The organism is Sphingopyxis sp. CCNWLW2 (assembly GCF_037095755.1).
In the GTDB taxonomy this organism is placed as follows: Bacteria; Pseudomonadota; Alphaproteobacteria; order Sphingomonadales; family Sphingomonadaceae; genus Sphingopyxis.
Genome location: NZ_JBAWKJ010000001.1, coordinates 268,639 through 295,025 on the forward strand (window position 1 = coordinate 268,639; position 26,387 = coordinate 295,025).

The following is a 26,387-nucleotide window of genomic DNA, read 5'->3' on the forward strand; positions in this document are numbered from 1 at the left end:
CATGGGCGCGGTTATGACCGACGCCCCCGCCTCCCCGCTCAAGCTGTTCAACAGCCTGACGCGCAGTCTCGAAGAGTTCGAGCCCGTCCACCCCGGCGAGGCGCGCGTCTATAGCTGCGGACCGACGGTCTATAATTATCAGCATATTGGCAATATGCGCGCTTATGTCTTTGGCGACACGCTGGGGCGAACGCTGTCGTACAAGGGTTATAAGCTTACCCACGTCATCAACATCACCGATGTCGGGCATCTGACCTCGGACGCCGATGTCGGCGATGACAAGATGGAGAAGGCCGCCGCCGCGCAAGGGAAAAGCGCTTGGGACATCGCGGCTTTCTATCAGGCGGATTTTGAGACCGATCTTGCGCGGTTAAATATCCGAGACAAGCAGCACCCGCGCGCCACCGAATATGTCGAAGCGATGATTCAATGGGGCAAAAACATCGCCGACAAGCATTGCTACGAACTCGATGGCGGCCTCTATTTCGATACCGCCACCGTCCCCGACTATGGCCGCCTCGCGCGTCACGGCACTGATGAGGGCGAGAGCCGCATCGATCCCGTCGATGGCAAACGTGCGCTCGCCGACTTTGCAATCTGGCGCAAGACGCCGCCGGGCGAGACGCGCCAGATGGAGTGGAATTCGCCCTGGGGTCGCGGCGCACCCGGCTGGCACCTCGAATGCTCGGTGATGTCGGAGGCCCTGCTCGGCTTTCCGTTCGATATTCACACCGGCGGCATCGACCACCGCGAGATTCACCACCCGAACGAGATCGCGCAAAACCAGGCACACAGCTGCTCGCCAGACAGCGGCGCGCGGATATGGATGCACAATAATTTCCTCGTCGACCGCAGCGGCAAGATGTCGAAATCGAGCGGCGAATTTTTGCGCCTGCAATTGCTGGTCGACAAGGGCTACCACCCCCTCGCCTATCGCCTGATGTGCCTGCAGGCGCATTATCGCAGCGAGCTGGAGTTCAGCTGGGACAGTCTTGGCGCCGCGCTGACGCGGCTCAAGCGGCTGGTGATGGCGGCCGCCGCGGCGCGCGATGTGGAAGCCGCCGAGCCGACCGACCGACGCCTCACCGACCTGTTGGCGAAGTTCGACGCGGCGATGTCGGACGACCTCAATACGCCCGTCGCGCTCACGCTGCTCGAAGAAACGGCGGCGATGAAAAAGATCGACGCGGGCCAGAAACGCGCGGCGCTCGCCGCGATGGATGCGGTGCTCGGCCTCGGCTTGCTGACGACCGCGCGCACCGACCTGCGCGTCCGCCCCAAGACCGCGACGATCGGCGAAGACGAGATCGAAGCGACGCTCGCGCGCCGCAAGGACGCGCGCGCCGCCAAGGATTTTGCGGCCTCCGATGCCCTCCGCGACGAACTCGTCGCCGCGGGGGTCGAGGTGATGGACGGCGACCCGATCGGATGGGACTGGCAACCAGCCGCCAATTAGAGGCTTGTCGCAGGCCCGCGGGCTGCTAGCTTCGTTGCATGTCGCAACTGATCTGCTGGCTGCTCGTCGGCCTTGTCCACCTGATCCCGGCGCTGGCGCTGTTCCGGCCGGCGTTGATCACGCGGCTATATGGTATCGCGCCGGACAGCCCGATCTTCCTGCTGATGCACCATCGCGCCGCGCTGTTCTTCGCGGTGCTCGTCGCCTGCGTGTGGGCGGCATTCGATCCCGGCGGTCGCAAGCTTGCGACCTTGCTCGCCGCGATCTCGATGCTCAGCTTCCTATATCTCTATCAGTCCTATGGGTGCCCCCCGGCGCTCGGCACCATCGCGCTCGTCGACCTGATCGGCCTCGCCCCGCTGGCCTGGGCGGGCTGGCACGCATTTCAGCAGTAGGAAAATCATGACCAAGACCGTCACCGTCCTTTCGGGCCTGATCCGTCCCCTTGTCGAAAACCGGCTGCCCGACTGGATCGAACCCAAATTCTTCGCGTCAAAGGAAGAGGCGCTCGAACTCGCGCCGCAGGCCGAGATCGGCTGGTTCGACATGTACGACAAGAAGGATATGGCAGCGGTCATCACCGCCGCGACCGGCCTCAAATGGCTCAATTCGATCTATGCCGGGGTCGACGGCATGCCGCTGGGCCTGCTGCGCGAGCGCGGCACCGTGCTGACCAATGGCGCGGGGATCAATGCGATCACCATCGCCGAATATGTCGTGATGGGGATGCTCACCGTCGCCAAGGGCTACCGCGATGTCGTGCGCGCGCAGGAACGCCGCGAATGGCTGATGGATTCGCCGGGCAAGGTCGAGCTGTTCGGGTCGAGGGCGCTGCTCCTCGGCTATGGCGCGATCGGCAAGCTGATCGAGGAACGGCTGAAGGCATTCGCGGTCGACGTCACCGTGGTCCGTCGCTCACCCGGTCCGAACACGCTGACCCCCGACCAGTGGCGCGCGCAGCTCGGCGAGTTCGACTGGGTGATCCTCGCGGTCCCCGCGACCCCCGAAACCGACGGCATGATCGGCGCCGCCGAGCTCGCGGCGATGAAGCCGACCGCGACGCTGATCAACATCGCGCGCGGCAGCGTCGTCGATCAGGACGCGCTGATCGCGGCGCTCGATGCGCAGCAGATCGCCTCGGCCTTCCTAGACGTCACAACACCCGAACCGCTCCCCGCCGACGATCCGCTGTGGAGCCTCGACAATGCGCATATCACAATGCATCTGTCGGGCCGCGCGCAGGACAAGATGTTCATCCGATCGGCGCAGCGCTTCCTCGAAAATCTCGATCGCTGGAAAAAGGACGAAGCCGTCGAGCCGCGGGTGGACTTGACCCTGGGTTACTAATCTCCCTCGACGACCGAAAATCTCCGATCAGTTTCTCTAAGGACGGTTGCGAGCTTGGGGGCATTCAAAGCCCGCCGTTCGAATCGTTCCAGAATGGCCTTTTGATAGGGTCTCTCGACGCGTCGATAGAGAAAGTCGGCGGCCAAAATAATGACCGCCCAGGTTGGAAGAACGGCGATCAACCCCAGCGTCTGTGTCGGCGTAGTGAGCCCCGAAAGGATCGCCCAGCTCATGATATAAATAGGAACATGAAGCAGGTAGATCGCATAGCTGCGCTCACCCAACCAGACCAGCGGACGAGCCTCCATGATCTCGCTTCGCAGCGCTAAAAGGATCGCAGCCGGCCACGCGATGAGGATCGCCAAGATCAGCCAAGCCCCGTCCGGCACGATGATAAAGGGCAGCGCAGCCAGCGGCGCCAAGACCAAGTTGGGTATTCGATCGGCAAGGCCCTTTGATTGACACAACAGGACGCCGCCGAAAAAACCCAGGAAACCGCGGCCGACAAGGGAATTCCAGACGCCGAACTCAGCAATGGAATAGACGCCGAACACCATCGCGACCAGCATCGCCGCCTGAAGAAATCGCGTGCCGGCAATGGCTGCCAAACAGAAAACTGCATAGCAAAGCACTTCGACCGAAAGCGACCATGCCGGGCTATTCAGCGTATGGGTCGGATCGGCCACGAAGACATGTAGCATCAGCAACGAGAGCAGCGAATTGCACCACGTCGTATCGGGAAAGTTAATGGTTACGGCGATTGTGAAGGCCAGAGTGATCGCATGCAAAGGCCAGAGTCGAGCAAAGCGGGAAACAGCAAATCCCGACGCTGTAGTTCCCGAGCGCATTCGCCAGCGATCAAGGTAGCAATGTGCGAAGACAAAGCCGGAAAGCACAAAAAACAGGTCGACCATCGACCAGCCCCAAGTCTGAAACCACATTATGACCGGAAGCCCATCGAGCGGATTTTCCTGTCCGCCGAACAGCAGCCGCGCATGAAATATCAGGCTGACGATGCAGGCCGCGACGCCGCGCAGTCCATCCAGTCGCAACAACCGTTTCGGGGGATGGTCCATGTTTCCGTACGATCCCCAAAAGGCACATCGCCCACAAACGGCTATCGCGCTAGCCGGTAAATACTCTCGGCCCAATGGCAGATCGGTCTAAATATTGTCAGTAAAAAACAAATTAATGTAGTGACTTTACCTTCACTTGTCGAGTGGCACTAGGAGAGGCCTCCCGCTGACGAATCCGGCGTCGATCTGTCGCTCGGCTATTGGCGCGGCCGCTCGGCCTTCAACTCGCGCACCAGCGGTTGTAGCCGTTCGTCATATTTGGCGAGCATCGTATGCGCGCCGGCGTGGTCGTAGAAGCTGACGAGTTCGCGCCCATTCCAACGGTGGAGCGCATAAGCGGGATCTTCAGCGACGATCATCGGCCGGTCGTCGGGCTTGTTCTCGTCGATGGGCCTCAGATCGAGCGAGACCTGCGGCGCGGTCGACGAACAGATCGCGATTGTGCGCCCCTCCCACGCAACAGTCACCGAGCGGTGGAGGTGGCCGCAGATCAGTCCACGAACCTGCGGATGGCGGCGTACCACGTCGGTGAAGACCGCGACCCACGGCTCGTCGGGGTCGGTGTTCATCCACTCGATCCCGCTTTCGATCGGCGGATGGTGCATGACGATATAGGTGGGCTTGGCGCTGTCCTTCGCCAGTTCGGCGTCGAGCCACGCGGCGCGCCGGTCGCAGAACGCCCCGCCGTGGCGCCCTTCCTCCAGCGTATCGATCGTCACCAGCCGCAGTTCGGGGAGTTCTATCGTGTACTGAACGAAACCGTTGCCGTCGTCGAGACCGGGAAAGCGGGCGTGGAAATTGTCGCGCAGGTCGTGATTGCCGACGCTCGGCCACACCGGAAAGGGACAGCGCGAAAAGGCGGTCGCGAGGCGGCGATAACTGTCGTCGTCGCCGCGATCGGAAAGATCGCCGGTGGCGAGCAGCAAGTCGGGGCGGTTCGGCCCCTCGATCAGCACGTCGAGCACCTCGTCGAGGCGCTTGCGGTTATATTCGGCCGGATTGTCCGGATCGAACCCGATATGGATATCTGTGATCTGCGCGATCAGCATATCCGTCCCCCGTTCCGGTCGGCTGGTCCCGACCCATAAAACCTCACCCGCCCCGCCTTGCCCCGTGCAAGGGAGGTGTGCGCCACGTCACATCGTAAAGGCCCCGCCCCCCGGTTCCTGTGATCATGCTCACACTATAGGTAGCAGCAAGAGGTTTATTTGTGATTGCGGCGGTGTTTTTCTTGGCTCTGCGCGGCGGCATCCACGGTTTCCCGCCGTCCGAATGATATTCATGGCACATCGCGCAGGGCGATTCGGTCGCGGTTTCGACCTTCACCACGTGCGCCCCGCCCTCGCCGACATGGCAATCGCGGCACTGGCGCAGCCCCGGAACAAGCAGGTCAGTCGAGGCTTTCGAAGCCGGCGCGGCGGTGTGGCAATCGGCGCATTCGGTTTCCTTGTGCGCGTCATGGTCGAACCAGCCCTTTTGCAGGTAGCGCGGCGTCTGGCTGACCGCCGCGACCCGCCAGCTGTTACCCGCCTGCGGCGCAAAGATCGTGTGGCAGTCATAGCACGCGCCGCCCTTTGAGAAGACCGCGCGCACCGCATCCTGCGCGCGGCTGGGCCGCGTCGCGACTTCGTTGAAATAGATATTGTAGACTTGCCCCTCGGCATAGGCGCCGGGGCGGCGACGCTGCATGCCGCCAAGCTGAAGCGGACGCGAGGGCGGGGTCGAGCGGTAATAAGCGGTGAGGTCGGCGACGACCTGATCGGGCTCGCCATGGCGCAGCGTTCGCGTCACGCCGCCGACGGTTTCGAAGGCAAGGCTGTGGCACATCGCGCAGTCGCGCTCCATCTCGACCGGCTTCACGCGCACCCCGTCGGCCTCGACGCGGTGGCAGTTCGAACATTCGAGCTTCTTGCCGAAATCATAGCGGCCGCGGAAGCTAGCCGCCATGCGCGCAACCCCACCAGTCGCCTGCAAATGCATGTCGTGCGGGAATTTGAGGCCATTGTAGTCGACCATCCCCTTCGCCAGCGTCGTGCGCACCAGCTTCGCGCCCAGCGCCGGGCGCACGAGCGGGCGGAATTCGGGGTGGCTTGTGCCAAAATCGGCGGCGTCGGCGAGCGACGTCGGAAGGCCCGCGGTCTTCAATCGCGCCGACATGCCGTTATGACAGTCGGCGCAGAATTTCTGCGGCGTCGCGGGCATCGGCCCCGAACCTTCATGCTCGGTATGACACTCGACGCAGCGGCCCTGCGGCTTGTTGAAGGTCTTCGCGAAACCCGCAAGAATCTTCTCGCCCACCCCCGGCGGATGGCGCGCGGCGAGCAACATCGCGGTCGGCGCACCCGCGTGCGCCATGCTCATCGCCTTATGCTCGCCGGTGTGGCAGCCGACGCACGCCTTGTCGGTCACCGCGACGAACGGTTCGACATGGCACGACTGGCAGTCGTTCTTCAGGCTCGCGTGCGCGCTCGACAGCGGACCCGACAGCCAGGCGCTGTCGGCATGATAGCCGTCGGGGCGCTCGTTGACATTCTTGTAGCTGTACCACGCCCAGATCGGCCCGATCAGGAAAGCGAGCAGCATCAACAGGCCGAACGCCCACGCCCCCATGCGCTTGCCCAGCATCACGCCCTGCAGCGAGAAAGCCTTCGCCTCATCGACATCCTTCGACGACTGCGACAGCTCGTCGATGCGCTCGACGAGGAGGATGATATTCTCGCCCTCACGCGCGATCGTCAGGCGGTGCCCGCCGAAGCGCAGCTCGCCGCCCGCACCGCTATCGATATCGGCAACGGTTGCGCTGCGCCCATTGAGGTCGAACCCCAGCCCCTCGCTCGCCGCCACGCGGACGGTGCGGCCATCGGCGCTGCTGATCGTCGCATGCTGCGGGTTCACCGCGAGATCAGCGACATGGATGCTATTGCTGCCCTCGCGGCCGAGCGTGATCGTGTCGCCCGGCAGCGCCTGATCGCGGATGATCTGTTTGCCGGTCTTCGTCGTCGAAATACGGCGCAGGATGAAGCTCATGGTCCCCTCCCCGCCTTACCAGTAAAAAAAGACACTGATGATGTGCGCCGACAGCGCCGCGATCAGCGCAAAGGTCAGCGGCACATGCACGTAGAGCCAGATTTCTAGCAGCGCGCGAATCTTGAGATGCCGGCGCAGCCGCGTCAGCGCCGCCTCCTTCTGCTTGAGCAGCCCGACGACCTTCTCGCGCGCCTCACGGTCGCTGCCGTTCGAGGCCGACAGCGTGCGCAAAGCGGCGGCGGTTGCGCAATTCGGATAGCGGCCCGACAATCGTGCGCCAATGCCGCCCGCGAACGGATCTTCGCCCAGCGCCGCGAGCACCGGCGCCGTGTCCTCGGGCGTCAGCGGCTGTGCCGCGCTGTGCAATTGCCGGTCGAAAGCGCGGATCGCTTCGAGCATCTGCATCTGCGTCATCTCGTCGCGGTTGTTCGACAGCGCCGCGGGCAAGGTCGCATAGACGATGACGCCATAAAGTCCCGACAGGATCACGAGCATCATCAGCGCCCATGCGAGCGTGTGGACGTTCCAGCCGAGCTGGAACCCCGTGTGCCAGGTGCCGACGACGATCAGGCTGAGCCCGAGATAGACATGCGCCGAGGTCCACGCCTTCAGCGACCAATGGTCGCTCGTCATCTTGCGCTTGCGATAGCCGAGCGCGGTGAGCCAGAGGATCAGCGCTGCGCCGATCGTGCCGAGCGTATAGCCGTACCAGCTACCGCCATTGTGCCGCGGCGTCACGTCGACCAGCGCATAGCTGACGATGATGAGCAGGCAGAGCCCGCCCGAAATTTTCGCCCAGCGGAACCCCGCATAGCGCAGGAAGCCCTCGTGCCGCCGCTCGCGGACGCGCTCGACCTGCGTGGCCTTCGACCGGCGTCGCTGGAACAGGCTCGCCATCAGTCGGTGTCCTCGTCGAGCCGCGCGATCGACAGGAATTCCTCCGGCGACACGCGGATCGCGGCGCCCGTCGGGCACGCACGCACGCAAGCGGGGCCGCCCGATATGCCTTTGCACATGTCGCATTTGACCGCGATCTTCTTGGGCTTCTCGTCGCCCAATTGCTTCTTGGTCCATTTGGGCGACGGTTCGCCCGGCCCGGGCCCGAAACCGGTGAGCAGCCAGCGGAGCAGGCTCGGCTTCTCCGGCGGCGCGGCCTCCATGCGGATCACGCCATAGGGGCAGTTGCGCATGCAGTTGCCGCAACCGATGCACCCCGGCTCCATGAACACCTCGCCGTCGGGGCCGCGGTGGATCACGTTCGGCGGACAGTCGGCCATGCAATGCGGGTGCTCGCAGTGGCGGCAGCTCGTCGGAACATGCAGGTGCGCAAAGGTCTTGCCCGCCTCGCGGTCCAGCCGCGACAGGCCTTCGTGGCTGTCGGCGCACGCCTTTTCGCAATTGTCGCAGCCGACGCACAGATTCTCGTCGATCAACAGCGCGTCGGTCGCCTCGCCGAGCCCCTCCTTCATAATGAAGGTCGCGGTGTCCGAATAGAGGTCGACCGCGCTCGAATAGCTCGCCTTGCGCGATTCGATGAAGCTGTTCATCGCCGCGCGTTCGGCGACCGCGGCCTCGGTCGCCTCGCGCACCTGCGGCCGCTTGGCGAGCATCGCCTTGAACTGCTCGCCCTTCAGCCGGATCACTTCGCTCGCGACCGCTGCCTTGACCGTGGCGTTGCGCTTCTCTCCGCTGAGCACCGCCATTTCGCCGAAAAAGCTGCCCGCAGGCAAATAGCGCAGGAAGATCGGCTTGCCGCCGATATCCTTCTCGACGACCATCGACCCCGAGCGGATGACATAGACATCGTCGCCCTCGTCGCCCTCGGCAAGCACGACCTTGCCCGCGGGCACGCGTTCGATCGCGGGATCCTCGACGATCGGCTCGAGATCCTCGACGGTCAGCCCGCCCTTGAAGATCTGCAGCAACTGGCGTTCGAGCGAGATGCGGTTGATCACGCGTTTCGCGCCCGGAACCGCCGCCATCAGCTTGAGCGCCGCGGTACGCGACACCTCAACAAAGATGGCGTCTTCGCCGGCGCGGATCGTCGCACCGCGCTTGCGGCCCGAAATCAGGCCGACCTCGCCGAAGATCGACCCCTGCTCGATCGGCACATTGATGTCGGGTCCGACCTCGACCACCGCATGGCCGTCGGCGATCGCGAAGAGCGACGACCCCGGCTCGCCCTTTTCGAACACGACGTCGCCCTTGCGGTAAAAGGCGACCTTCGAATCGAGCATGAATTCGCGCATCTGGAGCGGCGAGACATCGGCGAAGATGCGGATGCGCGTGCGCAGATATTCGAGCCACTCGCTGACCGATTTCTGCTGCGGCAACCCCGCGAAGATCGCCGCGAGATCCTTTTCGTCGGCGGGGGTAAGCGCCTTGTTGCCGTTAAGGAACTCGACGACGTCATAGCCCTGGTTCATGCAATGCTTGATCAGCGGATAACCCGCGAGCGCGCCGATGACATAGAGGCCGGGCACCGTCGTCTCGAATGTCGGCGACAATTTCGGAAAAGCCTCCCGATCGGGACCGGTGAACTCGATCCCCATCGATTCGACAAAGCCGCGCGGCGCGACCGAGCCCAATCGCGCGACGATCACGTCGCACTCGATCCGCTCTTCCCCAGTCGGGGTTTCGAGCGTCAGCCAGCCCGGCTCGACCTTCTTCGGCTGCGTTTCGGTGCGGATCGACATGAAGCCATTTTCGCCGGCCTCGGTCATGTCGGCGACATTCTTCGCCTTGGCACGCGCGAAATCCTTTGACCGGTTGAGGATCGTGACGGTGTTCTCAAGCGCTTCCTCGGCGACACCGAGCGCATTTTCGATCCCCGCGTCGCCCGATCCGACGACGGTGATATGCTTGTCCTTGAAATCCTCGGGATCGTCGACCTGATAGATGATGTGCGGCAGGTCGGCGCCCTCGCAGCGCATCCGGTTCGGATTGCCCTGCGTCCCGATCGCGAGCACGATATTCTCTGCGGTGTAGACGTCACCCTTCGCGGTCTTGATCGCGAACGCGCCCTTCGCGCCGGACACTTCGGCAACCTCGGCGTGATACGCCACATTCACCTTGTTGTTCGCGGCGTCCTCGTCCCAGTTGCCAAGGATATATTCGCGCGCGCCCTCGGCAAAGCGGCAGTCGGAGCGCAGATCGAGCCGCTCGGGCGTCGCGAGTACGCGCTTGCCCTTCTGATATTTGAAGATCGTGTCCGACAGGTGGTCGGTCTTTTCGAGCAATATGTGGCTGAGTCCGAGCTGCGCGGCGCGCGACGCGGCGCTGAGCCCCGCGGGACCCGACCCGATGATCGCAACCTTGACCGGATCGCTCATGCGCGCGCCATCGCACGGCCGGAGCCGCATCTGCTGTCGCTAACCGTGATGCTGAACGCGCGCACGGGCATCCTTTTCCCCCTGTCGCCAGCCCCCCCGGCGAATTCATAACGGATGCGACCCGGACTTATGTCCTGGGCGCAAAGCTATGCCCTTGAAAGCGAGGAAAGGTCAACCGGGTGGAGGCGAGAAACCGACCGTTGCGAGCTATTCTCAACAACGGTCAGCCGGTGCGATCAGGCGAGCTCAAACATCGCCGCGATGCGCTCGGACTGCGTCGGCTCGAAGCGCGACCAGCCATCGGGGCCGAGCTTTTCGAGCGGACGGAAACGCGCCTTATACGCCATGCGCGCCGACCCTTCGATCCAATAGCCGAGATAGACGTAGGGCAGTCCCGCCCGCGCCGCACGCTGGACATGGTCGGCGATGATATAGGTGCCGAGCCCCTCGCGCATCGGGTGGGCCGCGTCGAAAAAGCTGTAGATCATCGACAGCCCGTCGCCCTGCCGGTCGGTGAGGCAACAACCGACGAGGCGGCCCTTGCTGCCGTCCGCGGTCGGCTCGCGATATTCGATCATATAGGAGTCGACCGGGGTCTGCTCGACCATGTCGGCAAAATCCTGCTCGTCCATGTCGGCCATCCCGCCATCGGGATGGCGCGAACCCAGATAAGCGCGGAGCAGCGCATATTGCTCTTCGGTCGCCCACGGCTTGCACGCGGCCGCGACGAGATCGCCGTTGCGGCGCAGGTTGCGCTTCTGCGAGCTGCTGGGCGTGAATTCGCTCGCGCAGACGCGCACCGACACGCAGGCCGAGCAATCGGCGCAGCTCGGACGATAGGCGACCGACTGGCTGCGGCGGAAGCCGATGCGGCCGAGCGCGTCGTTCAGCTCGTTCGCCGAGTTGCCGCTGAGTTCGGTGAACACCTTGCGCTCGGTCTTGCCCGCCAGATAGGGACAGGGCGCCGGGCTGGTGACGAAAAAGCGCGGAAAACGGAACGGTGCGGACACGCGGGAAAAACCTCCGGACTGGCGAATGCGGAGCCCCCCGACGCGGGTCCGACGCGCTACTTGCACCAACTATGCCGCGCGGCGTCAATGGTGCAAAGTCCATTTACCATTTTTAAACGTCCCGATCTGAATCAGCCCGAAAATTTTGTGAATCAGCCGGTAACTTTTGTGCCGATTTGAATCGACTAGGCCCCGAATCCTAACTGTAGCCGCGCAGCTCGTCGCCCGTGAGTGTCGCGACATGCAGCACGTTGGTCGACCCCGGGGTGCCAAACGGAACTCCCGCCATCATCACCAGCTTCGCACCCGCCTTGCAGATGCCGTGGCGCAGCGCCATGCGCTTGCCCTTGGCGATCATCTCTTCGAAGCTACCGATATCCTTGGTCGGCACGGCATGCGCGCCCCACAGCAGGCCCATGCGCCGCGCTGCCTCGCGCTTCGGCGTCAGCACCAGCAAAGGCGCGCCCGGCCGCTCGCGCGCGACGCGGCGTGCGGTCGACCCCGATGCGGTGAAGCAGATGATCGCATCGGCGGCGATCGTCGTAATGATGCTGCCTGCCGCCTCGGCGAGCGCGTCGGCGGTCGTCGCGTCGGGCGCGGTCTCGGTAAAATGTAGGCGACGGAAATAATCGGGATCGCTTTCGACCGAGCGCGCGATCGAATCCATCATCGTCACCGCCTCGACCGGGAAGGCGCCCGCCGCGGTTTCGGCCGACAGCATGATCGCGTCGGCGCCATCGTAAACTGCGGTCGCGACGTCGGAGACTTCGGCGCGCGTCGGCGACGGCGAGACGATCATCGATTCGAGCATCTGCGTCGCGACGACCACCGGCTTGCCCATGCGGCGAGCGGTCGCGACGATCTTTTTCTGAAGCGGCGGCACCGCCTCGGGGGGCAGCTCGACCCCCAGGTCGCCGCGCGCGACCATCGCCGCATCGGCAAGCTCCAGGATCTCCTCGATCCGCTGCACGCCCGACGGCTTTTCGAATTTCACGAGCAACGCCGCCTTGCCGCCGATCAGCGTGCGTGCCTCGGCGACATCCTCGGGACGCTGCACGAACGACAGCGCGATCCAGTCGACATGCTGTTCGAGCGCGAAGGTCAGGTCCTTGCGGTCCTTTTCGGTCAGCGCCGCGAGCGGCACGACGACATCAGGGACATTAACACCCTTGCGGTCCGAAATCTTGCCGCCGACCTCGACCACCGTCTCGATCTTGTCCGGCGCGACGCTCTGCACGCGCAGCACCAGCTTGCCGTCGTCGATCAGCAGGCGCGTGCCGGCCTCAAGCGCCGCGAACAGTTCGGGGTGCGGCAGATATACGCGCGTCGCATCACCCGGCGTCTTGTCGGTATCGAGGGTGAAGCTCTTGCCGTTCACCAGCTCGGCCGGGCCATCCTTGAAGGTGCCGACGCGCAGTTTCGGGCCCTGCAGGTCGACAAGGATCGTCGTCGGACGTCCGGTATCCTTTTCGAGCGCGCGGATCGCCGCGATCACCTTGGCATGACCCGCATGATCGCCGTGGCTCATATTGACGCGAAACGCATCGGCGCCGGCGCGATGCAGCGCGGCGATCATCTCGGGGTTGGCGCTTGCGGGGCCAAGGGTCGCCAGGATGCGCACCTTGCGCTGGCGGGGGGTAAAATTCTGGACCACAAAAGCTCCGATAACAGGGGGGACGCTAGGGCAATGCCGGCTTGCTGATGATGGCAATGCCGCCTTGATGATAGGAAGGCAACCGCCGTATAGCTATTCAATCATTCAACGGAGGAACCATGTCCTGCAGCGACGATCAGACGACCGGTAACGACGCGCTCGACAGCATCGACGATGCGGTCGCCGCCGCGGCCTTCCGCCGCCTCGTCCGCCTGCTCCAGCATCGCAGCGACGCGGCGAACATCGATTTGATGGGTCTCGCCGGATTTTGCCGCAACTGCCTCGGCGACTGGATTGCCGAGGCGGGCGACATGGACAAGGAGGCGGGCCGCGCGATCGTCCACGGCATGCCGACCGCGGAGTGGAAAGCGCGCCACCATACCGCCGCCACGCCCGAACAGCTCGCGCGGATGGAAGAAAGCATGGCCAAAAATCCCGGAGCCGATTAGGGACGCGCCAGGCGCGATTCTCGCGCCGCATCATCCCAATCACCGGAGCCAAAAATGAGCGAAGCCACCGTATCCGACGAACAACTGCGCCTTTTCATCGAGCGCATCGAGCGTCTGGAAGAAGAGAAAAAGGGCATCGCCGACGACATCCGCGACACCTATAATGAATCGAAATCGCAGGGTTACGACCCGAAAATCATGCGCCAGATCGTGCGCCTGCGCAAACTGCCGGTCCACGACCGCAAGGAAATGGAAGCGATTCTCGACGTCTATAAGTCGGCGCTCGGGATCGATTAAAAACCACGAGGGAGAGTGACGATGTTCAGCACCACCACCAACAATGTCGAGGGCCGTCCGGTCCGCGAATATCTGGGCATCGTCACCGGCGAAGTGATCGTCGGCGCCAATTTGTTCCGCGACCTGTTCGCCAGCATCACCGACATCGTCGGCGGCCGTTCGGGCAAATATGAGGATGTGCTTGCCCGCGCGCGCAAGGAAGCGATCGGCGAAATGGAAGCCGAAGCCGCGCGCCTCGGCGGCAATGCGGTGATCGGCGTCGACCTCGACTATGAAGTGCTCGGGCAGAATGGCTCGATGCTGATGGTCAGCGCCTCGGGAACGGCGGTGACGCTGGCGTGACCGCCGACATCCGCCCGGCGACCTCAGCCGACGCGGCGCGATGTGCCGAGATTTACGCGCCCTATGTCACGGACAATTGGGTCAGTTTCGAATGCGATCCGCCCGATGCGGTGGAAATGGCACGCCGGATAGAGAATTATGGCGCGAGTCATGGCTGGCTGGTTGCGGAGGTCGAGGGCAAAATTGCGGGATATGCCTATGGCTCCGCCCACCGCACGCGAGAAGCCTATGCAACCTCGGCAGATGTCGCAGTCTATCTTGATGCGGCTTTTGCGCGTGCCGGAATTGGGCGGCGACTTTATGAGGCGCTGTTTCCGATTTTGGCCCATCGCAATATCCACGCCATCTTTGCCGGGATTGCCTTGCCGAATGAAGCCAGCATCGGCTTGCATGAGGCAATGGGCTTCACGCCGATCGGTATCTACCGCGAGGTCGGCTGGAAAATGGGCGGCTGGCGCGATGTCGGGTGGTGGCAGCGGTTGCTTTGACATTCGGTCCTGATGTAAGCGCGCGCTTCCAGTTCCTTCCAGCCGAAAAGAAGAGAGCCATGGCCGGCCATAGCAAATTTAAAAACATCATGCACCGCAAGGGTGCGCAGGACAAAAAACGCAGTTCGCTGTTTTCCAAGCTTTCGCGCGAAATCACCGTCGCGGCGAAGATGGGCCTGCCCGATCCCGACGCCAACGCCCGCCTGCGTGCGGCGATCAACGCCGCCAAGGCGCAGTCGGTGCCGAAGGATAATATCCAGCGCTCGATCGACAAGGCCGCGGGCGGCGAAGGCGATAATTACGAGGAAATCCGCTACGAAGGCTATGGCCCCGGCGGCGTGTCGCTGATCGTCGAGGCGCTGACCGACAACCGTAACCGCACCGCGACCAACGTCCGTACGGCGTTCGCGAAGAACGGCGGCAACCTCGGCACCAGCGGCAGCGTCAGCCACGGTTTCGACCGGCTGGGCATGATCAGCTATGCCGCGAAAGCGGGCGATGCCGACACCGTGTTCGAAGCCGCGCTCGACGCCGGCGCCGACGATGTCGAATCGTCCGAGGACGGCCACGACATCTGGACCAGCGTCGACAGCCTGCACGAAGTCGCGAAAGCGCTCGAAGCCAAGCTCGGCGAAGCCGAAGGCGTCAAGCTCGCCTGGCGGCCGACGCTCAAGAGCGAAGTCGCCGACGAAGCGACCGCGCAGACCCTATTCAAGCTGATCGACACGCTCGACGACGACGACGACGTCCAGACCGTGTGGGGCAATTACGAAATCCCCGACGCCGTGATGGAAAAACTGGGGTGAGCGACCCCGCGGCAGCAGGCGGAGAGGACAAGGTTCGCCGCGTCCTCGAAGCCTATGCCGCCGCGTGGAAATCGGGCGATCTGGCGGCGATTGCCGCGCTGTATCACGACAATTTCACCCTGCATTATGGCGGCGCGAACGCGCTGTCGGGTGTCCATGCCGGAAAAGTCGCCGCGCTGACGATACTCGCCGATTTCTCACGGCGCACCGGCCGGCGGCTTCTCGAGATCGTCGATGTCATGGCGGGGCCGCGCCGCGGCGCGATTGTCGCGCGCGAACGGCTGGGCCCAGGCGATGCGGCGGTCGAGGTCGAACGCCTCCTCGTCTATACCGTCGCCGACGGCCTGCTGCGCGAATGCTGGGTTTACGACGCCGATCAGGCGCTGATCGACCGGCTGATCGGCCCGGCCTGACCCCATGATCATCCTCGGTCTCGATCCCTCGCTCAGCTGCACCGGCTGGGGCGTCATCCGCGTCGAGGGCAGCCGAATCAGCCATATCGCCAACGGGCAGGTGAAGACCGACGCCAAGGCGCCGCTGCCTGACCGGCTCGCGCATCTCGATACCGCGCTCGCCGCGGTGATCGCCGATCATGCGCCGGCGTGCGCGGCGGTCGAAGAAGTGTTCGTCAACGACAATCCGCAATCGACGCTGAAGCTCGCGCACGCGCGCGGCGTCGTGCTGCTCGGCTGTGCGCGCGGCGGGCTGGCGGTCACCGAATATGCCCCCCGCCTCGTCAAGAAAGCGATCGTCGGCACCGGCGGCGCGGCGAAGGAACAGGTGCAGGCGATGCTGCGCATCCTGCTCCCCGGCGCGAAGGTCGCGGGCGCCGATGCCGCCGATGCACTGGCGGTCGCGATCTGTCATGCGAACCATCGCCCACGACCCTAGAACCTTGTCACCCCGGACTTGATCCGGGGTCCACGCGGCAATGGATGCCGGATCAAGTCCGGCATGACGAAAAGGGGATATTCCCGATGATGAAGGGAAATTGATTCCCTTTTCGTTCTCCCCGCGTTAGGCACCGGGCATGATCGCGAAACTGACAGGGCGGCTGGATTCGAGCGGCGCAGGCCATGCGGTGATCGACGTCGGCGGCGTCGGTTATCTGGTCGAGGCGTCGGCGCGTACGCTCGACACACTCGGCCCGGTCGGCGGCGACGTCACCATCCACACCGAGATGCTCGTCGGCGAGGATTTCCTGCGCCTGCTCGGTTTCGCCAAGGCCGAGGAACGCGACTGGTTCCGCCTGCTCACCAGCGTCCAGGGCGTCGGCGCAAAGGTCGCGCTCGCGATCCTCTCGGCGCTCGAAATCGGCGATTTGCAGCGCGCCCTCGCCAGCGGCGACAGCGCGATGATCGCGCGCGCGAATGGCGTCGGGCCGAAACTGGCACAACGGATCACGCACGAACTGAAGGACAAGGCCGGGGCGCTCGGCGGGATCGCGGGTTCGAATCCGTCCCGCTCCGCTACCACAGGCCCGCTCGGCGACGCCGTCACCGCCCTCACCGGTCTCGGCTTCAAACCCGGCGAAGCGAGCTCGGCGGTTGCGGCTGCCAACGAGGAATTGGGCGCGGGCGCGAGCCTCGACGCGCTGGTTCGCGTTGCGCTCAAGAAGGCGGCAAAATGATCTTCTCCGAAACATTCCTCTCGGATGACAAAGATCTGCCCGATCGGATCGAGCACGGCTGCGATATCATTGTCGATGACGCCGGCGAACTCGAACAGTACTATAATTATTTGGTGTATCATTTCAGCGGAGTTGGTCACGGCCTTTGGGCACGAACCTATCTTGACGAGATGAACCACATAACTTTGTACGGTTCCGTAAGTGAAACCGACAAACGCTCAATTGATCCCGCTGCTTTCAACAGCGAGAAAGGACAAAAAATCGTTCGATATCTCCAACGGAGATATTCTGAGGTCAGGCTTGGCATAGCCAATCCGTACGTCTTTCCTCCCTCAGCATGACTGATTTGATACGCCACGCCTCCTGTCGCTGCGGCCAGGTCCGCATTACCTGCACTGGTGAGCCGATCCGCGTGTCGGTCTGCCATTGCCGCGAGTGCAAGGCGCGGAGTGGGAGCGCCTTTGCCGCGCAGGTTCGCTTTCCGGAGGAGCAGGTCCGCATCGAGGGCGAGGCGAACGCGAAGGTGTGGCAATATACCGGCGACAGCGGCAACATGGCCGACTTCTTCTTCTGCGACACCTGCGGTTCGGGTGTCTGGTATCGGGCGCGGCCCTATCATGATGCTTATGCGGTGCCGCTCGGCAATTTCGAGCCCGGTCACGGCTTCGTGCCCGACTATTCGGTGTATGAAGAGCGGAAGGAGCCTTGGGTTTCGGTCATCGGCGATGCAATAGAGCATTATGACTGAGCCGGCCCTCACCACCCCGATCCGCACGCCCGAGGACGCCGACGCCGCGCTGCGGCCGAAGACGCTCGCCGAATTCGTCGGGCAGGCGGCGGCGCGCGAGAATCTGCGGATCTTTATCGAGGCGGCGAAGGCGCGGTCGGATGCGCTCGACCATGTGCTTTTCTATGGTCCGCCGGGGCTCGGCAAGACGACGCTCGCGCAGATCGTCGCGCGCGAACTCGGCGTCGGCTTCCGTTCGACCAGTGGGCCGGTGATCGCGAAGGCGGGCGACCTTGCCGCGCTGCTCACCAATCTCGAGGACGGCGACGTGCTGTTCATCGACGAGATCCACCGCCTGTCGCCCGCGGTCGAGGAAATCCTCTACCCCGCGATGGAGGACCGCGCGCTCGACATCATGATCGGCGAGGGGCCATCGGCGCGCTCGGTGCGGATCGATTTGCCCAAGTTCACGCTGGTCGGCGCGACGACGCGGCAGGGGCTGCTGACCACGCCGCTGCGCGACCGTTTCGGGATTCCGGTGCGGCTCAATTTCTACACGCATGGCGAGCTCGAACAGGTCATCACGCGCGCCGCGCGCCTGCTCGCGCTGCCGATCGCGTCCGACGGCGCGCTTGAGATCGCGAAGCGGTCGCGCGGAACGCCGCGCATCGCCGGGCGGCTGCTGCGCCGGGTGCGCGATTTCGCGACCGTTGCGGGGCATGATATCGTCGATGCGAAGGCCGCCGATGCCGCGCTCAACCGGCTCGAGGTCGATGCGCTCGGGCTCGACGCGATGGACCGGCGGTATTTGACGATGATTGCCGACATCTACCGCGGCGGCCCCGTCGGGGTGGAGACGCTCGCGGCCGGACTGTCCGAACCGCGCGACACGATCGAGGATGTAATCGAGCCCTATCTGCTGCAGGTCGGACTGATCGCGCGCACCGCGCGCGGACGCATGCTCAATGCGAGCGCGTGGAAGCATCTCGGGCTCAACCCGCCCGCGGGGTCGCAGGACGGACTTTTCGATCAGGCGAAATAGGCGGATTTCCGCGAATTTCATTCCATCAACCGGCCCCGATCTGCGACGAACCGTTGGTTAGGGGTTTGCGACGAGTCGAAGGGCCGCTATCGGTTGGGACAATGGTAAACGCCCCGCCCCCCTTCGTCCCCGGCGCCTTCGTCGGGGCTGAGCATCATTTCCGGGCGCGCGTCTACTTCGAGGATACCGACCTGTCGGGCATCGTCTATCACGCCAATTATCTGCGCTATATGGAGCGCGCGCGCTCCGACATGCTGCGCATCGCGGGCATCGATCAGCGCGCGGCGATGGAAGCGGGTGAAGGCAGCTGGGCGGTCACCGACCTCGCGATCAAATACCGCCGCCCGGCGAAGCTCGACGACGATCTTCTGGTCGTCAGCACAGTCGAGGCGGTACGCGGCGCAAGCGTGATTATTTCGCAGCGCATCCTTCGCGGAACTGACACGTTAAGCGGCGAGACATTGACGGACGGGCAAGTCACCGCCGCCTTCCTGTCGCCCGAAGGCCGGCCGCGCCGCCAGCCTGCGGGTTGGGCCGATCGATTTACCGCCATGATGAATGGAGAGACTTTCCCTTGCTAGACAATATCTCGCTGGCCGCCGACGCGGCGACCTTGTCCCCCGTCGCGCTGTTCCTGCAGGCCGATATCATCGTAAAGGCGGTGATGATCGGCCTTCTGCTCGCGTCCATCTATGTCTGGGCGGTGATTTTCACGCATGGCCGCAGCGTCAGCAAACTGATGAGCGCATCCGAGCGCTTCGAGCGCGATTTCTGGCGCGCCGACAATATCGACAAATTCTTCGACAAGAATGGCAGCGAGGAATTGCCGAGCGCCAAGGTGCTCGGCGCCGGGATCAGCGAATGGCGCCGGTCGACCAAGACCAAGACTGTCGACCGCGACGGCACGCGCGAACGCCTCGGCATCGCGATGAACAGTGCGGTTGCGGGCGAAGTCGACCGGCTCGCCGAAAAGATCGGCACGCTGGCTACCATCGGCTCGGTGGCTCCTTTCGTCGGCCTGTTCGGAACCGTGTGGGGCATCATGCGCAGCTTCACCGCGATCGCGGCGGAAAATAATAGCAGCCTCGCCGTCGTCGCACCCGGCATCGCCGAGGCGCTGTTCGCGACCGCGATCGGCCTGTTCGCCGCGATTCCCGCGGTGATCGCGTACAATGCCTTTTCCCAGCGCCTTAACCGGCTCGAATCGCGCCTCGGCCGTTTTGCCGACGGACTGCACGCGACGTTCAGCCGCGAACTCGAGGTTGAAGCCTGATGGCGATGAGCGGTCCCTCGGGCGGCATCGGCGGACGGCGCGGACGTGGCACGCGCCGTCCGCCGATGGCCGAAATCAACGTCACCCCGCTCGTCGACGTGATGCTCGTGCTGCTGATCATCTTTATGATCACCGCGCCCTTGCTCGCCTCTGCCGTCCCGATCGACCTGCCCGAAAGCCGCGCCAAGCCGGTCGAGACCGAGGATCAGGAGCCGGTGCAGCTGTCGATCAATGCCGACGACACGCTCTACATCGGCGAAGAGGTCGTGCCCGAAGCCGAGCTTCCGGCACGGCTCGACGCGATCACGCGCGAGAATGAAGGCAAGGACAAGCCGCGCCAGATCATGCTGCGCGCCGACAAGGGGCTCGACTATGGCCGCGTGATGCGCGTGATGGGCGAACTCAATCGCGCCGGCCTGACGCGCATTTCGCTGGTGACGACGGGATCGGAGGGCACCGCCGACAGCGCCCCCGCCGCGGTCACCGACGGTTCAGAAACACAGCCCTAGGTTAAGACGATGGCCGAACAACGGGCAGTAAGGGGGAATGAAGGACGCGGCATCGCCATCGCGGTGGCGGCGCATGTCGTCATTATCGGCCTGCTCTCGGTCCAGTGGACCGCGGGCGAACGCCGGTTCGACAATCCCCCGATGGAGGTCGACCTGATCGCCGAAAGCGCGGTGCAATCGACCGCGCCGGTGATCAGCGAGACGCCCCCTGCCGCACGGCTCGGCGAAGAGGACAATGTCGACATCGCGGCGCCCGAGCCAATGCCCGCGCCGCCGCTGCCCGAACCGGTGGTGCGGCCGACGCCCGCACCGACCCCCAAGCAGGTCGCGAAGCCCAAGGCGGCACCGCCGAAGCAGCCTCCCGCGGCGCAAAAAGCGCAGCCCAAGGCCGCCCCGAAAGCACCGCCGGCAAAGAATCGCCCGGCGCGCCCGACCGGCCGCCTCGACGGCATCGCCGAGGGGCTTTCGAAGTCGCAGCCCAAATCGCCCGCGAGCAAAGGTGCGCCCGCCGCGGCGACCGCCGCCGAAGTCCGGCGATCGATCGACGTCAGCATCAAGTCGGCGGTCGCGCCGCGTTGGAACGGCTGCCGCATTTCGGGGGTCGATGTCGATCAACTCAAGACCGTAGTCAAATTCCGCCTGACCCAGTCGGGCGCGCTCGCCGGCTTCACCAGCGTCACGACGAGCGGCGAAAACGACAGCAACAAATTCCAGATCCAGCGCCACCAAGAATGCGCCAAACGCGCGGTGGAACTCGCCGCACCCTTCGACCTGCCCGAAGAAAACTACAGCTTCTGGCAGAATTACACGCTCGATTTCATCAAGAGGTAAGAGAAATGCTCCTCCGTCCGATCAGCCTTTCGCTCGCCCTGCTGCTTACCGCGGCACCGGTCCTCGCGCAAACCCCGACCGCCCCGACACCGCCCGCGGTCACGCCGACCGAGCCGCGCGAGACGATCGAGGGCACGCTCTCGCAGGACCGCACCGTCATCGCCATCCCCGCGCTCGCCACCTCGTCGGTGCAAAACGTCGCCGGGCTGCGCACCGACAGCCTCGGCCGCCAGATCGCCGAAGTTATCGCCGCCGACCTTGAACGCAGCGGTCTTTACGACCCGATGGGGCCCAGCGGCATTCCCGCAATCAGCCGCGCCGAGGTGCAGGCGCCGCGCTTTGCCGAATGGCAGGCGCGCAACGCCGAAAATGTCGTCCACGGTTTCGTCGACGCGAGCGGGACCGGCGGCCTCGTCGTCGGCTGCTATCTTTATGACACCGCGCTCGGCAGCGAGCTGGTCCGCAAGGGCTTCGAAATCCAGCCCGGCGACTGGCGCCGCGCCGCGCACAAATGCGCCGACGCCATCTATTCGCGCCTGTCGGGCGAGGCGCCCTTCTTCGACAGCCGCGTCGCCTACATCGCCGAGAGCGGCCCCAAGGGGAACCGGATCAAGCGGCTCGCGATCATGGACAGCGATGGCGGTAACCACCGCTTCATCACCAACGGGCAGGCGCTCGCGATCAGCCCGCGTTTCTCGCCCGATTACAAGAAGATCGTCTACGTCAGCTATTTGAACAACCGCGTCCGCGTCTTCATCTATGACGTCGCGGCGGGTTCGCAGAAGCTGGTGACCGAAAGCTCGAACGCGACCTTCGCGCCGCGCTGGTCGCCCGACGGCACCCAGATCCTTTATTCGATGGCCGTCAACGGCAACACCGACATCTATCGCATCTCGGCGAACGGCGGCACCCCGGTACGGCTGACGAGCACCCCCGGCATCGATGTCGGAGGCAGCTTCTCGCCCGACGGCAAGAAGATCGTGTTCGAAAGCGACCGGTCGGGTGGCCAGCAAATCTATACGATGAACATCGACGGATCGAACCAGCAACGGATCAGCTTTGGCGGCGGGCGCGCCGCCACCCCCGAATGGTCGCCGCGCGGCGACCTGATCGCTTTCACCCGCATGGGCGGCGGCGAGTTCCGCGTCGGGGTAATGACCCCGTCGGGCGGCGGCGTGCGGATGCTGACCAACAGCTGGCAGGACGAAGCGCCGACCTGGTCGCCGAACGGCCGCGTCATCCAGTTCTTCCGCACCACCCCGGGCCGCGAGGGCAAATCGAGCCTGTGGCAAGTCGACCTGACCGGCGTGAACATGCGCCGCCTGCCGACCCCGCAAGACGGGTCGGACCCCAGCTGGGGCCCGGTACTTCCCTGAGGAAAACCGGAACCAAAATGGCGCGATCGGGTTCAACTATCGCGTCCTGAACGGGCCAATTCGGCCGCACGAATATTTTCAACAACAAGAGGACAGAAACATGACGATACGCAAAAGCACCGCAATGATTGCGGCGATCACCATGCTTGCTGTTGGCGCCTGCGCGAAAAAGGCCCCTGACACGCTCCCCCCCGCCCCCGAAGGCACCGGCACCGATACGGGCGCCGGCACGGGTACGGGCGTCGTCCCCGGGTCGCAGGAAGATTTCCTCGCCAGCGTTGGCGCCATGGGCGACCGCGTTTTCTTCGACTATGACCAGTATAATGTCGACGCACAGGATCAGGCGACATTGCAGACCCAGTCACAGTGGTTGCAGCGTAATCCCGCGGTCCGCGTTACGCTCGAAGGCCATGCCGACGAACGCGGCACTCGCGATTACAACATCGCACTCGGCGAGCGCCGCGCGAACGCCGCGAAAAACTATCTCGCGTCGCTCGGCGTCGATCCGTCGCGCATCCAGGTCATCAGCTATGGCAAGGAACGCCCCGCCGAAATCGGTTCGACCGAGGAAGCCTATGCTAAGAACCGCCGCGCGGTGACCGTCGTTATCGGGCGCTAAGAAGCGGCCATAAAGGCACTGTCGCGAAGGCGGCGGTGCAGGCAAAAACACCGAAGGGGACCCGTCGCTCGGCGAGCGGCTGGTCCCCTTTTCGTTGGGCAATGAGCGCCCAGACGATTCCGCCGAGGCTCGCGAGCAGCAGCATCAGCGGCAGCGCCTGCCAGCCGAGCCAGGCACCGATCGCCGCGACCAGCTTGGGATCGCCGCCGCCCATGCCTTCGGCGGCGCGCGCGCGCCGATAGGCCCACGCGATCAGCGCCAGTATCAGCCCCCCGGCCAACGCGCCGATCCAGCGATCAAGCAAAGGCGTTCCGAGCATCGGCCCGGCGAGCAGCAGGCCGACGACGGCGAGCAAGGCACTCAGTCGGTCGGGAAGCCAGAAAAGGCGCGCGTCGAGCAGCGCGAGCGGCAGGAGCAGCCAGCCGAACAGCGCCCAGAGCCAGCCCGCCGTTCCGGGCAAAAGCGCGAGGGCGAGGGCACCAATCAGCGCCGAACCCAGCTCGACACGCCAGTGAAAGGGATCGATCGGCACGTTGCACGTCCGGCAACGCCCGCGCCATGCCAACGCCGATAGCAAGGGCACGAGATCGAGCGCGCCAAGCGGCCGCCCGCAGCCGTCGCATTGCGAGCGCCCCAGCACCGAGCGCCCCGCCGGCCAGCGCAGCACCAGCGTTGCGATGAAGCTGCCGAGGGCGAGTCCGATCAGCGCGGCAAAGGCGACGCCCATGCCGAAGGGCAAGGCATCGAGGATCGTCACGTCAGAAGCGGCCCGAGGTCACCAGGACGAAACCGGCGGGTCCGGCCTTGAACCCCAGTGCGGCAAGCGCGCCCGCCATCGCGGGATCGCGGTCGACATTGATCGCGAACTGCGCGCGATACGCGCCGCTGCCATCGAACGACAAGGTCAGCCGCTCCATGCCCGACTGGCTGGCGAGCGCCGCCTGCGCGCGCCCGTTCGCGCACCCCAGCGGACCCGACAGGCCGCGCGAGAGGTCGAGCCCCGCGATGGGGGCGGAGACCGTAAGCTGGATGCGCCCGCTTGCCGCGGCGCATTTGCCCGCATCGTCGAAGCGTATCGTGGCGCCTTCGAACCGGATCGTATCGACGGGGATCATGCCGAGCCCGCCCGACATCGATGTGGTGCCGCTGACGTCGGAGGCGCCGCGTGGGGCGCTGCCATGCAGGCGGCCCGCGAGCGCGCCGAGCCGGTCGTCGGCGCGCGAGAAGGCAAGTTCGGTGCGGGCGCCGAGCAACGCGAGCGGCGACAGGCTGGCGCGCACCGTGCCGAGCGGCAGGACGCCAAGCCGCGCATCGACGAGTTCGCCCGACCATACCGACCCGCGAACCTCGCGCGCGGTGATGCCCGCATCGGTTGCACCCGACCAGCCGAGCGCGAGCCGCATCGGGAAGGTCGCGACAATCAGAATCAGCGCGAGTAGCAGCGCCGCAATCACCCAACGCCTGCGCACGCTCATTGTCCGCCCTTCCGAAGCTCGGCGGTCAGGCCGACGGTGCCGTCGGCGGCGGGGGTAATTGTCAGCTGGTCGACGACGAAGCCCTGCCCCTCGAGTGAGGCGAGCCAGTCGGTGAGCACCGTCGCGCGCGCGGTGGCGATCGCGATTGTCGCCTGCCCCTCCCCACGCGCTTCGTTGCGGTCGAGCGTCAGCCCGATCTCGCCCGCGGATTGCGCTAGATATTGATCGATCGCGACCGCATCGACCGTCGCGGCAACCGATTTCGCGGGACGCCGCGCGAGCAATTGCACCTTTGCCGCCACGCGCCCTTCGCGCTCGATCGCGGCGCGGTGCTGGTTTTCGAGATCAACGAATAGCGCAACCGCCGGGCGGCCGAGCCCCCACAGGATGACGCCGAGCGCGAGCACTCCCGCGACGCCGACGAGCCAGCGCTCGCGCAGCGACAGGGCTATCCACCAGTTTTGCAGTCGCTCGGTCATGGCACCGCCCGGATCGTGATATTGGCCATTTGCTGTCCGTCGCTGCCCGCCATCGGCTGCGCGGTGATGCGATAGCCGCGCGCCTGCAGCGCGAGCAGCACCTTGTTGATGTCCTCGACGCGCGGCGCCGCGAGAGTGGTCGTCAGCGTCCCGTCCGTGCGGTGCGACAGCGTCCTGAGCGTCACGCCGGGCGTGTCGCCCATCGTGTCATAAAGCGCCGATGCCGGGACCGAGAAGGCGAGCGGCCCGCCGCCGGCAGCGGCGAGGCGGCGGTCGAGTTCGGCTTCGGCCGCGGTCGCATCGGGCGCGGTCACCCCGGCCTTCTTCGCCATCGCGACCACCGCATCGTCGGCGCGGCCAGTGTCGGACGACAGGCGTACCGCGTAGATGATCGGGATCAGCAGACTCACCGCAACAAGCGCGATGGCAAGGCGCTTTGCCAGCCGCAGCATCGCCGGATCGACCGACCAGCTGCGCTTGAGCTTCCATCCGCCGCTGAGCAGGTCGAGCGGCGGCGCGGCGAGCGTCAGCAGCAGCGCCTCGCGCATCCGGTCGGTGTCGAGCGACAAAGCTGTGTGGCCGCCCGCGATCAGCGGATCGAGCTCGGGATCGGAAACCCAGGCGCGGTCGGCGGTGCGGACGATCCGCTCGCCGCCGACCTCGGCGGTCCACAGCGTGTCGGGCTCGGGCGGCGGCACCGCCACCGCCGCCGGGATAATCGCCGCCGGCGTCAGGTCGCGCGCTTTCAACCAGTCGGTCCAGGCGGTCATCGCGGCGTGAGTGGTCACCGCAACCGCGACCGCCTGCCCCGTTTCCGCGGGCTGGCCCGCGACGACGTGGAGCGCCGCGGCGTCGCCCAGGCTGTTCTTCAGCGCGTCGATCCGCGCCGCCGCAGCCGCCTGTGCCGGCGCGGCGTCGGGGTAATGCAGCCAGCGTAGCGGCACATCGGCGGCCGGCGCCAACGCGACCAGCCGGTCGTCCGCGCTATCATCGCGGGGCTTTTCCCACGCACCGACCCAGCCGTCGTCCTGCCCGCTATCGACGATCACGCCGTCGTCGACGCGCAGCCAGGCGGGCTGCGGCGCATCGCCTTCGCCAAGCGCCGCCACGGGGGGCAGCCAGAGAACCAGCGTGCGCGTCAT

At 65.0% G+C, this 26,387-nt stretch carries 31 protein-coding genes; 20 read left to right on the forward strand and 11 right to left on the reverse strand.

The window, feature by feature from the left end; all coding sequences use genetic code 11:
- The first annotated feature begins 1 nt into the window (after position 1).
- The 3 genes from cysS to V8J55_RS01170 are packed head-to-tail and all read left to right on the forward strand — an operon-like array spanning position 2 to position 2,803.
- Positions 2–1,456 (forward strand): cysteine--tRNA ligase, encoded by a 1,455-nt coding sequence (cysS, locus tag V8J55_RS01160; RefSeq protein ID WP_443030780.1) that lies wholly within the window; start codon positions 2–4, stop codon positions 1,454–1,456.
- Between the two features lie 38 nt (positions 1,457–1,494).
- Complete coding sequence (locus V8J55_RS01165) at positions 1,495–1,851, forward strand: hypothetical protein (protein ID WP_336444008.1); 357 nt, start codon at positions 1,495–1,497, stop codon at positions 1,849–1,851.
- Positions 1,852–1,858: 7 nt separating this feature from the next.
- Positions 1,859–2,803: a D-2-hydroxyacid dehydrogenase gene (locus V8J55_RS01170; protein ID WP_336444009.1), complete on the forward strand. Its 945-nt coding sequence runs from the start codon at positions 1,859–1,861 to the stop codon at positions 2,801–2,803.
- Here V8J55_RS01170 and V8J55_RS01175 read toward each other — a convergent pair.
- From V8J55_RS01175 to pyk, 7 genes are all read right to left on the reverse strand, one after another.
- Entirely contained in the window at positions 2,800–3,879 is a 1,080-nt protein-coding gene (locus V8J55_RS01175; RefSeq protein ID WP_336444010.1) for an acyltransferase family protein, read from the reverse strand. The two genes, V8J55_RS01170 and V8J55_RS01175, sit on opposite strands and share 4 nt — an antisense overlap.
- A 197-nt stretch (positions 3,880–4,076) precedes the next feature.
- Entirely contained in the window at positions 4,077–4,928 is an 852-nt protein-coding gene (locus V8J55_RS01180; RefSeq protein WP_037514665.1) for a metallophosphoesterase, read from the reverse strand.
- Between the two features lie 43 nt (positions 4,929–4,971).
- A complete protein-coding gene (locus V8J55_RS01185; RefSeq protein WP_336444011.1) occupies positions 4,972–6,906 on the reverse strand; it encodes a cytochrome C in 1,935 nt (644 codons plus the stop codon).
- 15 nt (positions 6,907–6,921) lie between these two features.
- Complete coding sequence (locus V8J55_RS01190; protein ID WP_336444012.1) at positions 6,922–7,803, reverse strand: hypothetical protein; 882 nt, start codon at positions 7,801–7,803, stop codon at positions 6,922–6,924.
- Positions 7,803–10,238, reverse strand: a complete 2,436-nt coding sequence (locus V8J55_RS01195; protein WP_336444013.1) for an NAD(P)-binding domain-containing protein — start codon at positions 10,236–10,238, stop codon at positions 7,803–7,805. The genes V8J55_RS01190 and V8J55_RS01195 overlap by 1 nt, the downstream gene beginning before the upstream one ends.
- A 236-nt stretch (positions 10,239–10,474) precedes the next feature.
- Positions 10,475–11,248, reverse strand: coding sequence for an arginyltransferase (locus tag V8J55_RS01200; RefSeq protein WP_336444014.1), 774 nt, complete (start codon positions 11,246–11,248; stop codon positions 10,475–10,477).
- Positions 11,249–11,447: 199 nt separating this feature from the next.
- Positions 11,448–12,902 (reverse strand): pyruvate kinase, encoded by a 1,455-nt coding sequence (pyk, locus tag V8J55_RS01205; protein ID WP_336444015.1) that lies wholly within the window; start codon positions 12,900–12,902, stop codon positions 11,448–11,450.
- A gap of 119 nt (positions 12,903–13,021) precedes the next feature.
- Between pyk and V8J55_RS01210 the strand changes: the two genes are divergently transcribed.
- From V8J55_RS01210 to pal, 17 genes are all read left to right on the forward strand, one after another.
- Positions 13,022–13,351 (forward strand): DUF1244 domain-containing protein, encoded by a 330-nt coding sequence (locus tag V8J55_RS01210; protein WP_336444016.1) that lies wholly within the window; start codon positions 13,022–13,024, stop codon positions 13,349–13,351.
- A gap of 54 nt (positions 13,352–13,405) precedes the next feature.
- Complete coding sequence (locus V8J55_RS01215; RefSeq protein ID WP_037514655.1) at positions 13,406–13,648, forward strand: DUF2312 domain-containing protein; 243 nt, start codon at positions 13,406–13,408, stop codon at positions 13,646–13,648.
- 21 nt (positions 13,649–13,669) lie between these two features.
- Positions 13,670–13,990: a YbjQ family protein gene (locus tag V8J55_RS01220; protein WP_037514654.1), complete on the forward strand. Its 321-nt coding sequence runs from the start codon at positions 13,670–13,672 to the stop codon at positions 13,988–13,990.
- Positions 13,987–14,478, forward strand: coding sequence for an arsinothricin resistance N-acetyltransferase ArsN1 family B (locus V8J55_RS01225; RefSeq protein WP_336444017.1), 492 nt, complete (start codon positions 13,987–13,989; stop codon positions 14,476–14,478). The genes V8J55_RS01220 and V8J55_RS01225 overlap by 4 nt, the downstream gene beginning before the upstream one ends.
- A gap of 59 nt (positions 14,479–14,537) precedes the next feature.
- Positions 14,538–15,284, forward strand: coding sequence for a YebC/PmpR family DNA-binding transcriptional regulator (locus tag V8J55_RS01230; protein ID WP_336444018.1), 747 nt, complete (start codon positions 14,538–14,540; stop codon positions 15,282–15,284).
- On the forward strand, positions 15,281–15,697 hold the full coding sequence (locus V8J55_RS01235) for a nuclear transport factor 2 family protein (protein WP_336444019.1): 417 nt from the start codon (positions 15,281–15,283) through the stop codon (positions 15,695–15,697). Before V8J55_RS01230 ends, V8J55_RS01235 begins: the two co-directional genes overlap by 4 nt.
- 4 nt (positions 15,698–15,701) lie before the next feature.
- Positions 15,702–16,175 (forward strand): crossover junction endodeoxyribonuclease RuvC, encoded by a 474-nt coding sequence (ruvC, locus tag V8J55_RS01240; RefSeq protein ID WP_336444020.1) that lies wholly within the window; start codon positions 15,702–15,704, stop codon positions 16,173–16,175.
- Positions 16,176–16,314: 139 nt separating this feature from the next.
- Positions 16,315–16,914 carry a Holliday junction branch migration protein RuvA gene (ruvA, locus tag V8J55_RS01245; RefSeq protein ID WP_336444021.1) on the forward strand — a complete coding sequence of 200 codons (600 nt, stop codon included), beginning with the start codon at positions 16,315–16,317 and terminating at the stop codon, positions 16,912–16,914.
- Entirely contained in the window at positions 16,911–17,255 is a 345-nt protein-coding gene (locus V8J55_RS01250; protein ID WP_336444022.1) for a hypothetical protein, read from the forward strand. The genes ruvA and V8J55_RS01250 overlap by 4 nt, the downstream gene beginning before the upstream one ends.
- On the forward strand, positions 17,252–17,662 hold the full coding sequence (locus tag V8J55_RS01255; protein ID WP_336444023.1) for a GFA family protein: 411 nt from the start codon (positions 17,252–17,254) through the stop codon (positions 17,660–17,662). Before V8J55_RS01250 ends, V8J55_RS01255 begins: the two co-directional genes overlap by 4 nt.
- Positions 17,655–18,683 carry a Holliday junction branch migration DNA helicase RuvB gene (gene ruvB, locus V8J55_RS01260; protein ID WP_336444024.1) on the forward strand — a complete coding sequence of 343 codons (1,029 nt, stop codon included), beginning with the start codon at positions 17,655–17,657 and terminating at the stop codon, positions 18,681–18,683. Before V8J55_RS01255 ends, ruvB begins: the two co-directional genes overlap by 8 nt.
- Before the next feature lie 101 nt (positions 18,684–18,784).
- Positions 18,785–19,264: a YbgC/FadM family acyl-CoA thioesterase gene (locus tag V8J55_RS01265; RefSeq protein WP_336444025.1), complete on the forward strand. Its 480-nt coding sequence runs from the start codon at positions 18,785–18,787 to the stop codon at positions 19,262–19,264.
- A complete protein-coding gene (tolQ, locus tag V8J55_RS01270; protein WP_336444026.1) occupies positions 19,258–19,956 on the forward strand; it encodes a protein TolQ in 699 nt (232 codons plus the stop codon). The genes V8J55_RS01265 and tolQ overlap by 7 nt, the downstream gene beginning before the upstream one ends.
- Entirely contained in the window at positions 19,956–20,465 is a 510-nt protein-coding gene (gene tolR, locus V8J55_RS01275; RefSeq protein ID WP_336444027.1) for a protein TolR, read from the forward strand. The genes tolQ and tolR overlap by 1 nt, the downstream gene beginning before the upstream one ends.
- A gap of 9 nt (positions 20,466–20,474) precedes the next feature.
- Positions 20,475–21,296 carry a hypothetical protein gene (locus tag V8J55_RS01280; RefSeq protein WP_336444028.1) on the forward strand — a complete coding sequence of 274 codons (822 nt, stop codon included), beginning with the start codon at positions 20,475–20,477 and terminating at the stop codon, positions 21,294–21,296.
- A 5-nt stretch (positions 21,297–21,301) separates the two neighbouring features.
- Complete coding sequence (gene tolB / locus V8J55_RS01285) at positions 21,302–22,672, forward strand: Tol-Pal system beta propeller repeat protein TolB (protein ID WP_336444029.1); 1,371 nt, start codon at positions 21,302–21,304, stop codon at positions 22,670–22,672.
- 100 nt (positions 22,673–22,772) lie between these two features.
- Positions 22,773–23,291, forward strand: coding sequence for a peptidoglycan-associated lipoprotein Pal (gene pal / locus V8J55_RS01290; protein WP_171013523.1), 519 nt, complete (start codon positions 22,773–22,775; stop codon positions 23,289–23,291).
- On the opposite strand, the gene V8J55_RS01295 is transcribed toward pal, so the two are convergent.
- From V8J55_RS01295 to gspL, 4 genes are read right to left on the reverse strand one after another with little or no spacing between them, the layout of a single operon-like run.
- On the reverse strand, positions 23,278–24,018 hold the full coding sequence (locus V8J55_RS01295) for a prepilin peptidase (protein ID WP_443030806.1): 741 nt from the start codon (positions 24,016–24,018) through the stop codon (positions 23,278–23,280). The two genes, pal and V8J55_RS01295, sit on opposite strands and share 14 nt — an antisense overlap.
- Positions 24,019–24,049: 31 nt before the next feature.
- Positions 24,050–24,766 (reverse strand): type II secretion system protein N, encoded by a 717-nt coding sequence (gspN, locus tag V8J55_RS01300; protein ID WP_336444031.1) that lies wholly within the window; start codon positions 24,764–24,766, stop codon positions 24,050–24,052.
- Positions 24,763–25,245 carry a type II secretion system protein GspM gene (gspM, locus tag V8J55_RS01305; protein WP_336444032.1) on the reverse strand — a complete coding sequence of 161 codons (483 nt, stop codon included), beginning with the start codon at positions 25,243–25,245 and terminating at the stop codon, positions 24,763–24,765. The genes gspN and gspM overlap by 4 nt, the downstream gene beginning before the upstream one ends.
- Positions 25,242–26,387: a type II secretion system protein GspL gene (gspL, locus tag V8J55_RS01310; protein ID WP_336444033.1), complete on the reverse strand. Its 1,146-nt coding sequence runs from the start codon at positions 26,385–26,387 to the stop codon at positions 25,242–25,244. The genes gspM and gspL overlap by 4 nt, the downstream gene beginning before the upstream one ends.

Excerpts from the sequence above, each read along its gene's own strand:
- V8J55_RS01180 (WP_037514665.1), bottom strand. The coding sequence starts at position 4,928 with ATGCTGATCGCGCAGATCACAGATATCCATATCGGGTTCGATCCGGAC.
- gspN (WP_336444031.1), bottom strand. The coding sequence starts at position 24,766 with ATGAGCGTGCGCAGGCGTTGGGTGATTGCGGCGCTGCTACTCGCGCTG.
- ruvA (WP_336444021.1), top strand. The coding sequence starts at position 16,315 with ATGATCGCGAAACTGACAGGGCGGCTGGATTCGAGCGGCGCAGGCCAT.
- tolB (WP_336444029.1), top strand. The coding sequence starts at position 21,302 with ATGCTCCTCCGTCCGATCAGCCTTTCGCTCGCCCTGCTGCTTACCGCG.
- V8J55_RS01190 (WP_336444012.1), bottom strand. The coding sequence starts at position 7,803 with ATGGCGAGCCTGTTCCAGCGACGCCGGTCGAAGGCCACGCAGGTCGAG.
- gspM (WP_336444032.1), bottom strand. The coding sequence starts at position 25,245 with ATGACCGAGCGACTGCAAAACTGGTGGATAGCCCTGTCGCTGCGCGAG.
- V8J55_RS01220 (WP_037514654.1), top strand. The coding sequence starts at position 13,670 with ATGTTCAGCACCACCACCAACAATGTCGAGGGCCGTCCGGTCCGCGAA.
- V8J55_RS01215 (WP_037514655.1), top strand. The coding sequence starts at position 13,406 with ATGAGCGAAGCCACCGTATCCGACGAACAACTGCGCCTTTTCATCGAG.
- V8J55_RS01230 (WP_336444018.1), top strand. The coding sequence starts at position 14,538 with ATGGCCGGCCATAGCAAATTTAAAAACATCATGCACCGCAAGGGTGCG.
- V8J55_RS01255 (WP_336444023.1), top strand. The coding sequence starts at position 17,252 with ATGACTGATTTGATACGCCACGCCTCCTGTCGCTGCGGCCAGGTCCGC.
- V8J55_RS01175 (WP_336444010.1), bottom strand. The coding sequence starts at position 3,879 with ATGGACCATCCCCCGAAACGGTTGTTGCGACTGGATGGACTGCGCGGC.
- ruvC (WP_336444020.1), top strand. The coding sequence starts at position 15,702 with ATGATCATCCTCGGTCTCGATCCCTCGCTCAGCTGCACCGGCTGGGGC.
- V8J55_RS01210 (WP_336444016.1), top strand. The coding sequence starts at position 13,022 with ATGTCCTGCAGCGACGATCAGACGACCGGTAACGACGCGCTCGACAGC.
- cysS (WP_443030780.1), top strand. The coding sequence starts at position 2 with ATGGGCGCGGTTATGACCGACGCCCCCGCCTCCCCGCTCAAGCTGTTC.
- V8J55_RS01170 (WP_336444009.1), top strand. The coding sequence starts at position 1,859 with ATGACCAAGACCGTCACCGTCCTTTCGGGCCTGATCCGTCCCCTTGTC.
- gspL (WP_336444033.1), bottom strand. The coding sequence starts at position 26,387 with ATGACGCGCACGCTGGTTCTCTGGCTGCCCCCCGTGGCGGCGCTTGGC.
- V8J55_RS01265 (WP_336444025.1), top strand. The coding sequence starts at position 18,785 with ATGGTAAACGCCCCGCCCCCCTTCGTCCCCGGCGCCTTCGTCGGGGCT.
- V8J55_RS01250 (WP_336444022.1), top strand. The coding sequence starts at position 16,911 with ATGATCTTCTCCGAAACATTCCTCTCGGATGACAAAGATCTGCCCGAT.
- V8J55_RS01185 (WP_336444011.1), bottom strand. The coding sequence starts at position 6,906 with ATGAGCTTCATCCTGCGCCGTATTTCGACGACGAAGACCGGCAAACAG.
- V8J55_RS01280 (WP_336444028.1), top strand. The coding sequence starts at position 20,475 with ATGGCCGAACAACGGGCAGTAAGGGGGAATGAAGGACGCGGCATCGCC.
- tolR (WP_336444027.1), top strand. The coding sequence starts at position 19,956 with ATGGCGATGAGCGGTCCCTCGGGCGGCATCGGCGGACGGCGCGGACGT.
- ruvB (WP_336444024.1), top strand. The coding sequence starts at position 17,655 with ATGACTGAGCCGGCCCTCACCACCCCGATCCGCACGCCCGAGGACGCC.
- V8J55_RS01295 (WP_443030806.1), bottom strand. The coding sequence starts at position 24,018 with ATGGGCGTCGCCTTTGCCGCGCTGATCGGACTCGCCCTCGGCAGCTTC.
- V8J55_RS01165 (WP_336444008.1), top strand. The coding sequence starts at position 1,495 with ATGTCGCAACTGATCTGCTGGCTGCTCGTCGGCCTTGTCCACCTGATC.
- V8J55_RS01195 (WP_336444013.1), bottom strand. The coding sequence starts at position 10,238 with ATGAGCGATCCGGTCAAGGTTGCGATCATCGGGTCGGGTCCCGCGGGG.
- pal (WP_171013523.1), top strand. The coding sequence starts at position 22,773 with ATGACGATACGCAAAAGCACCGCAATGATTGCGGCGATCACCATGCTT.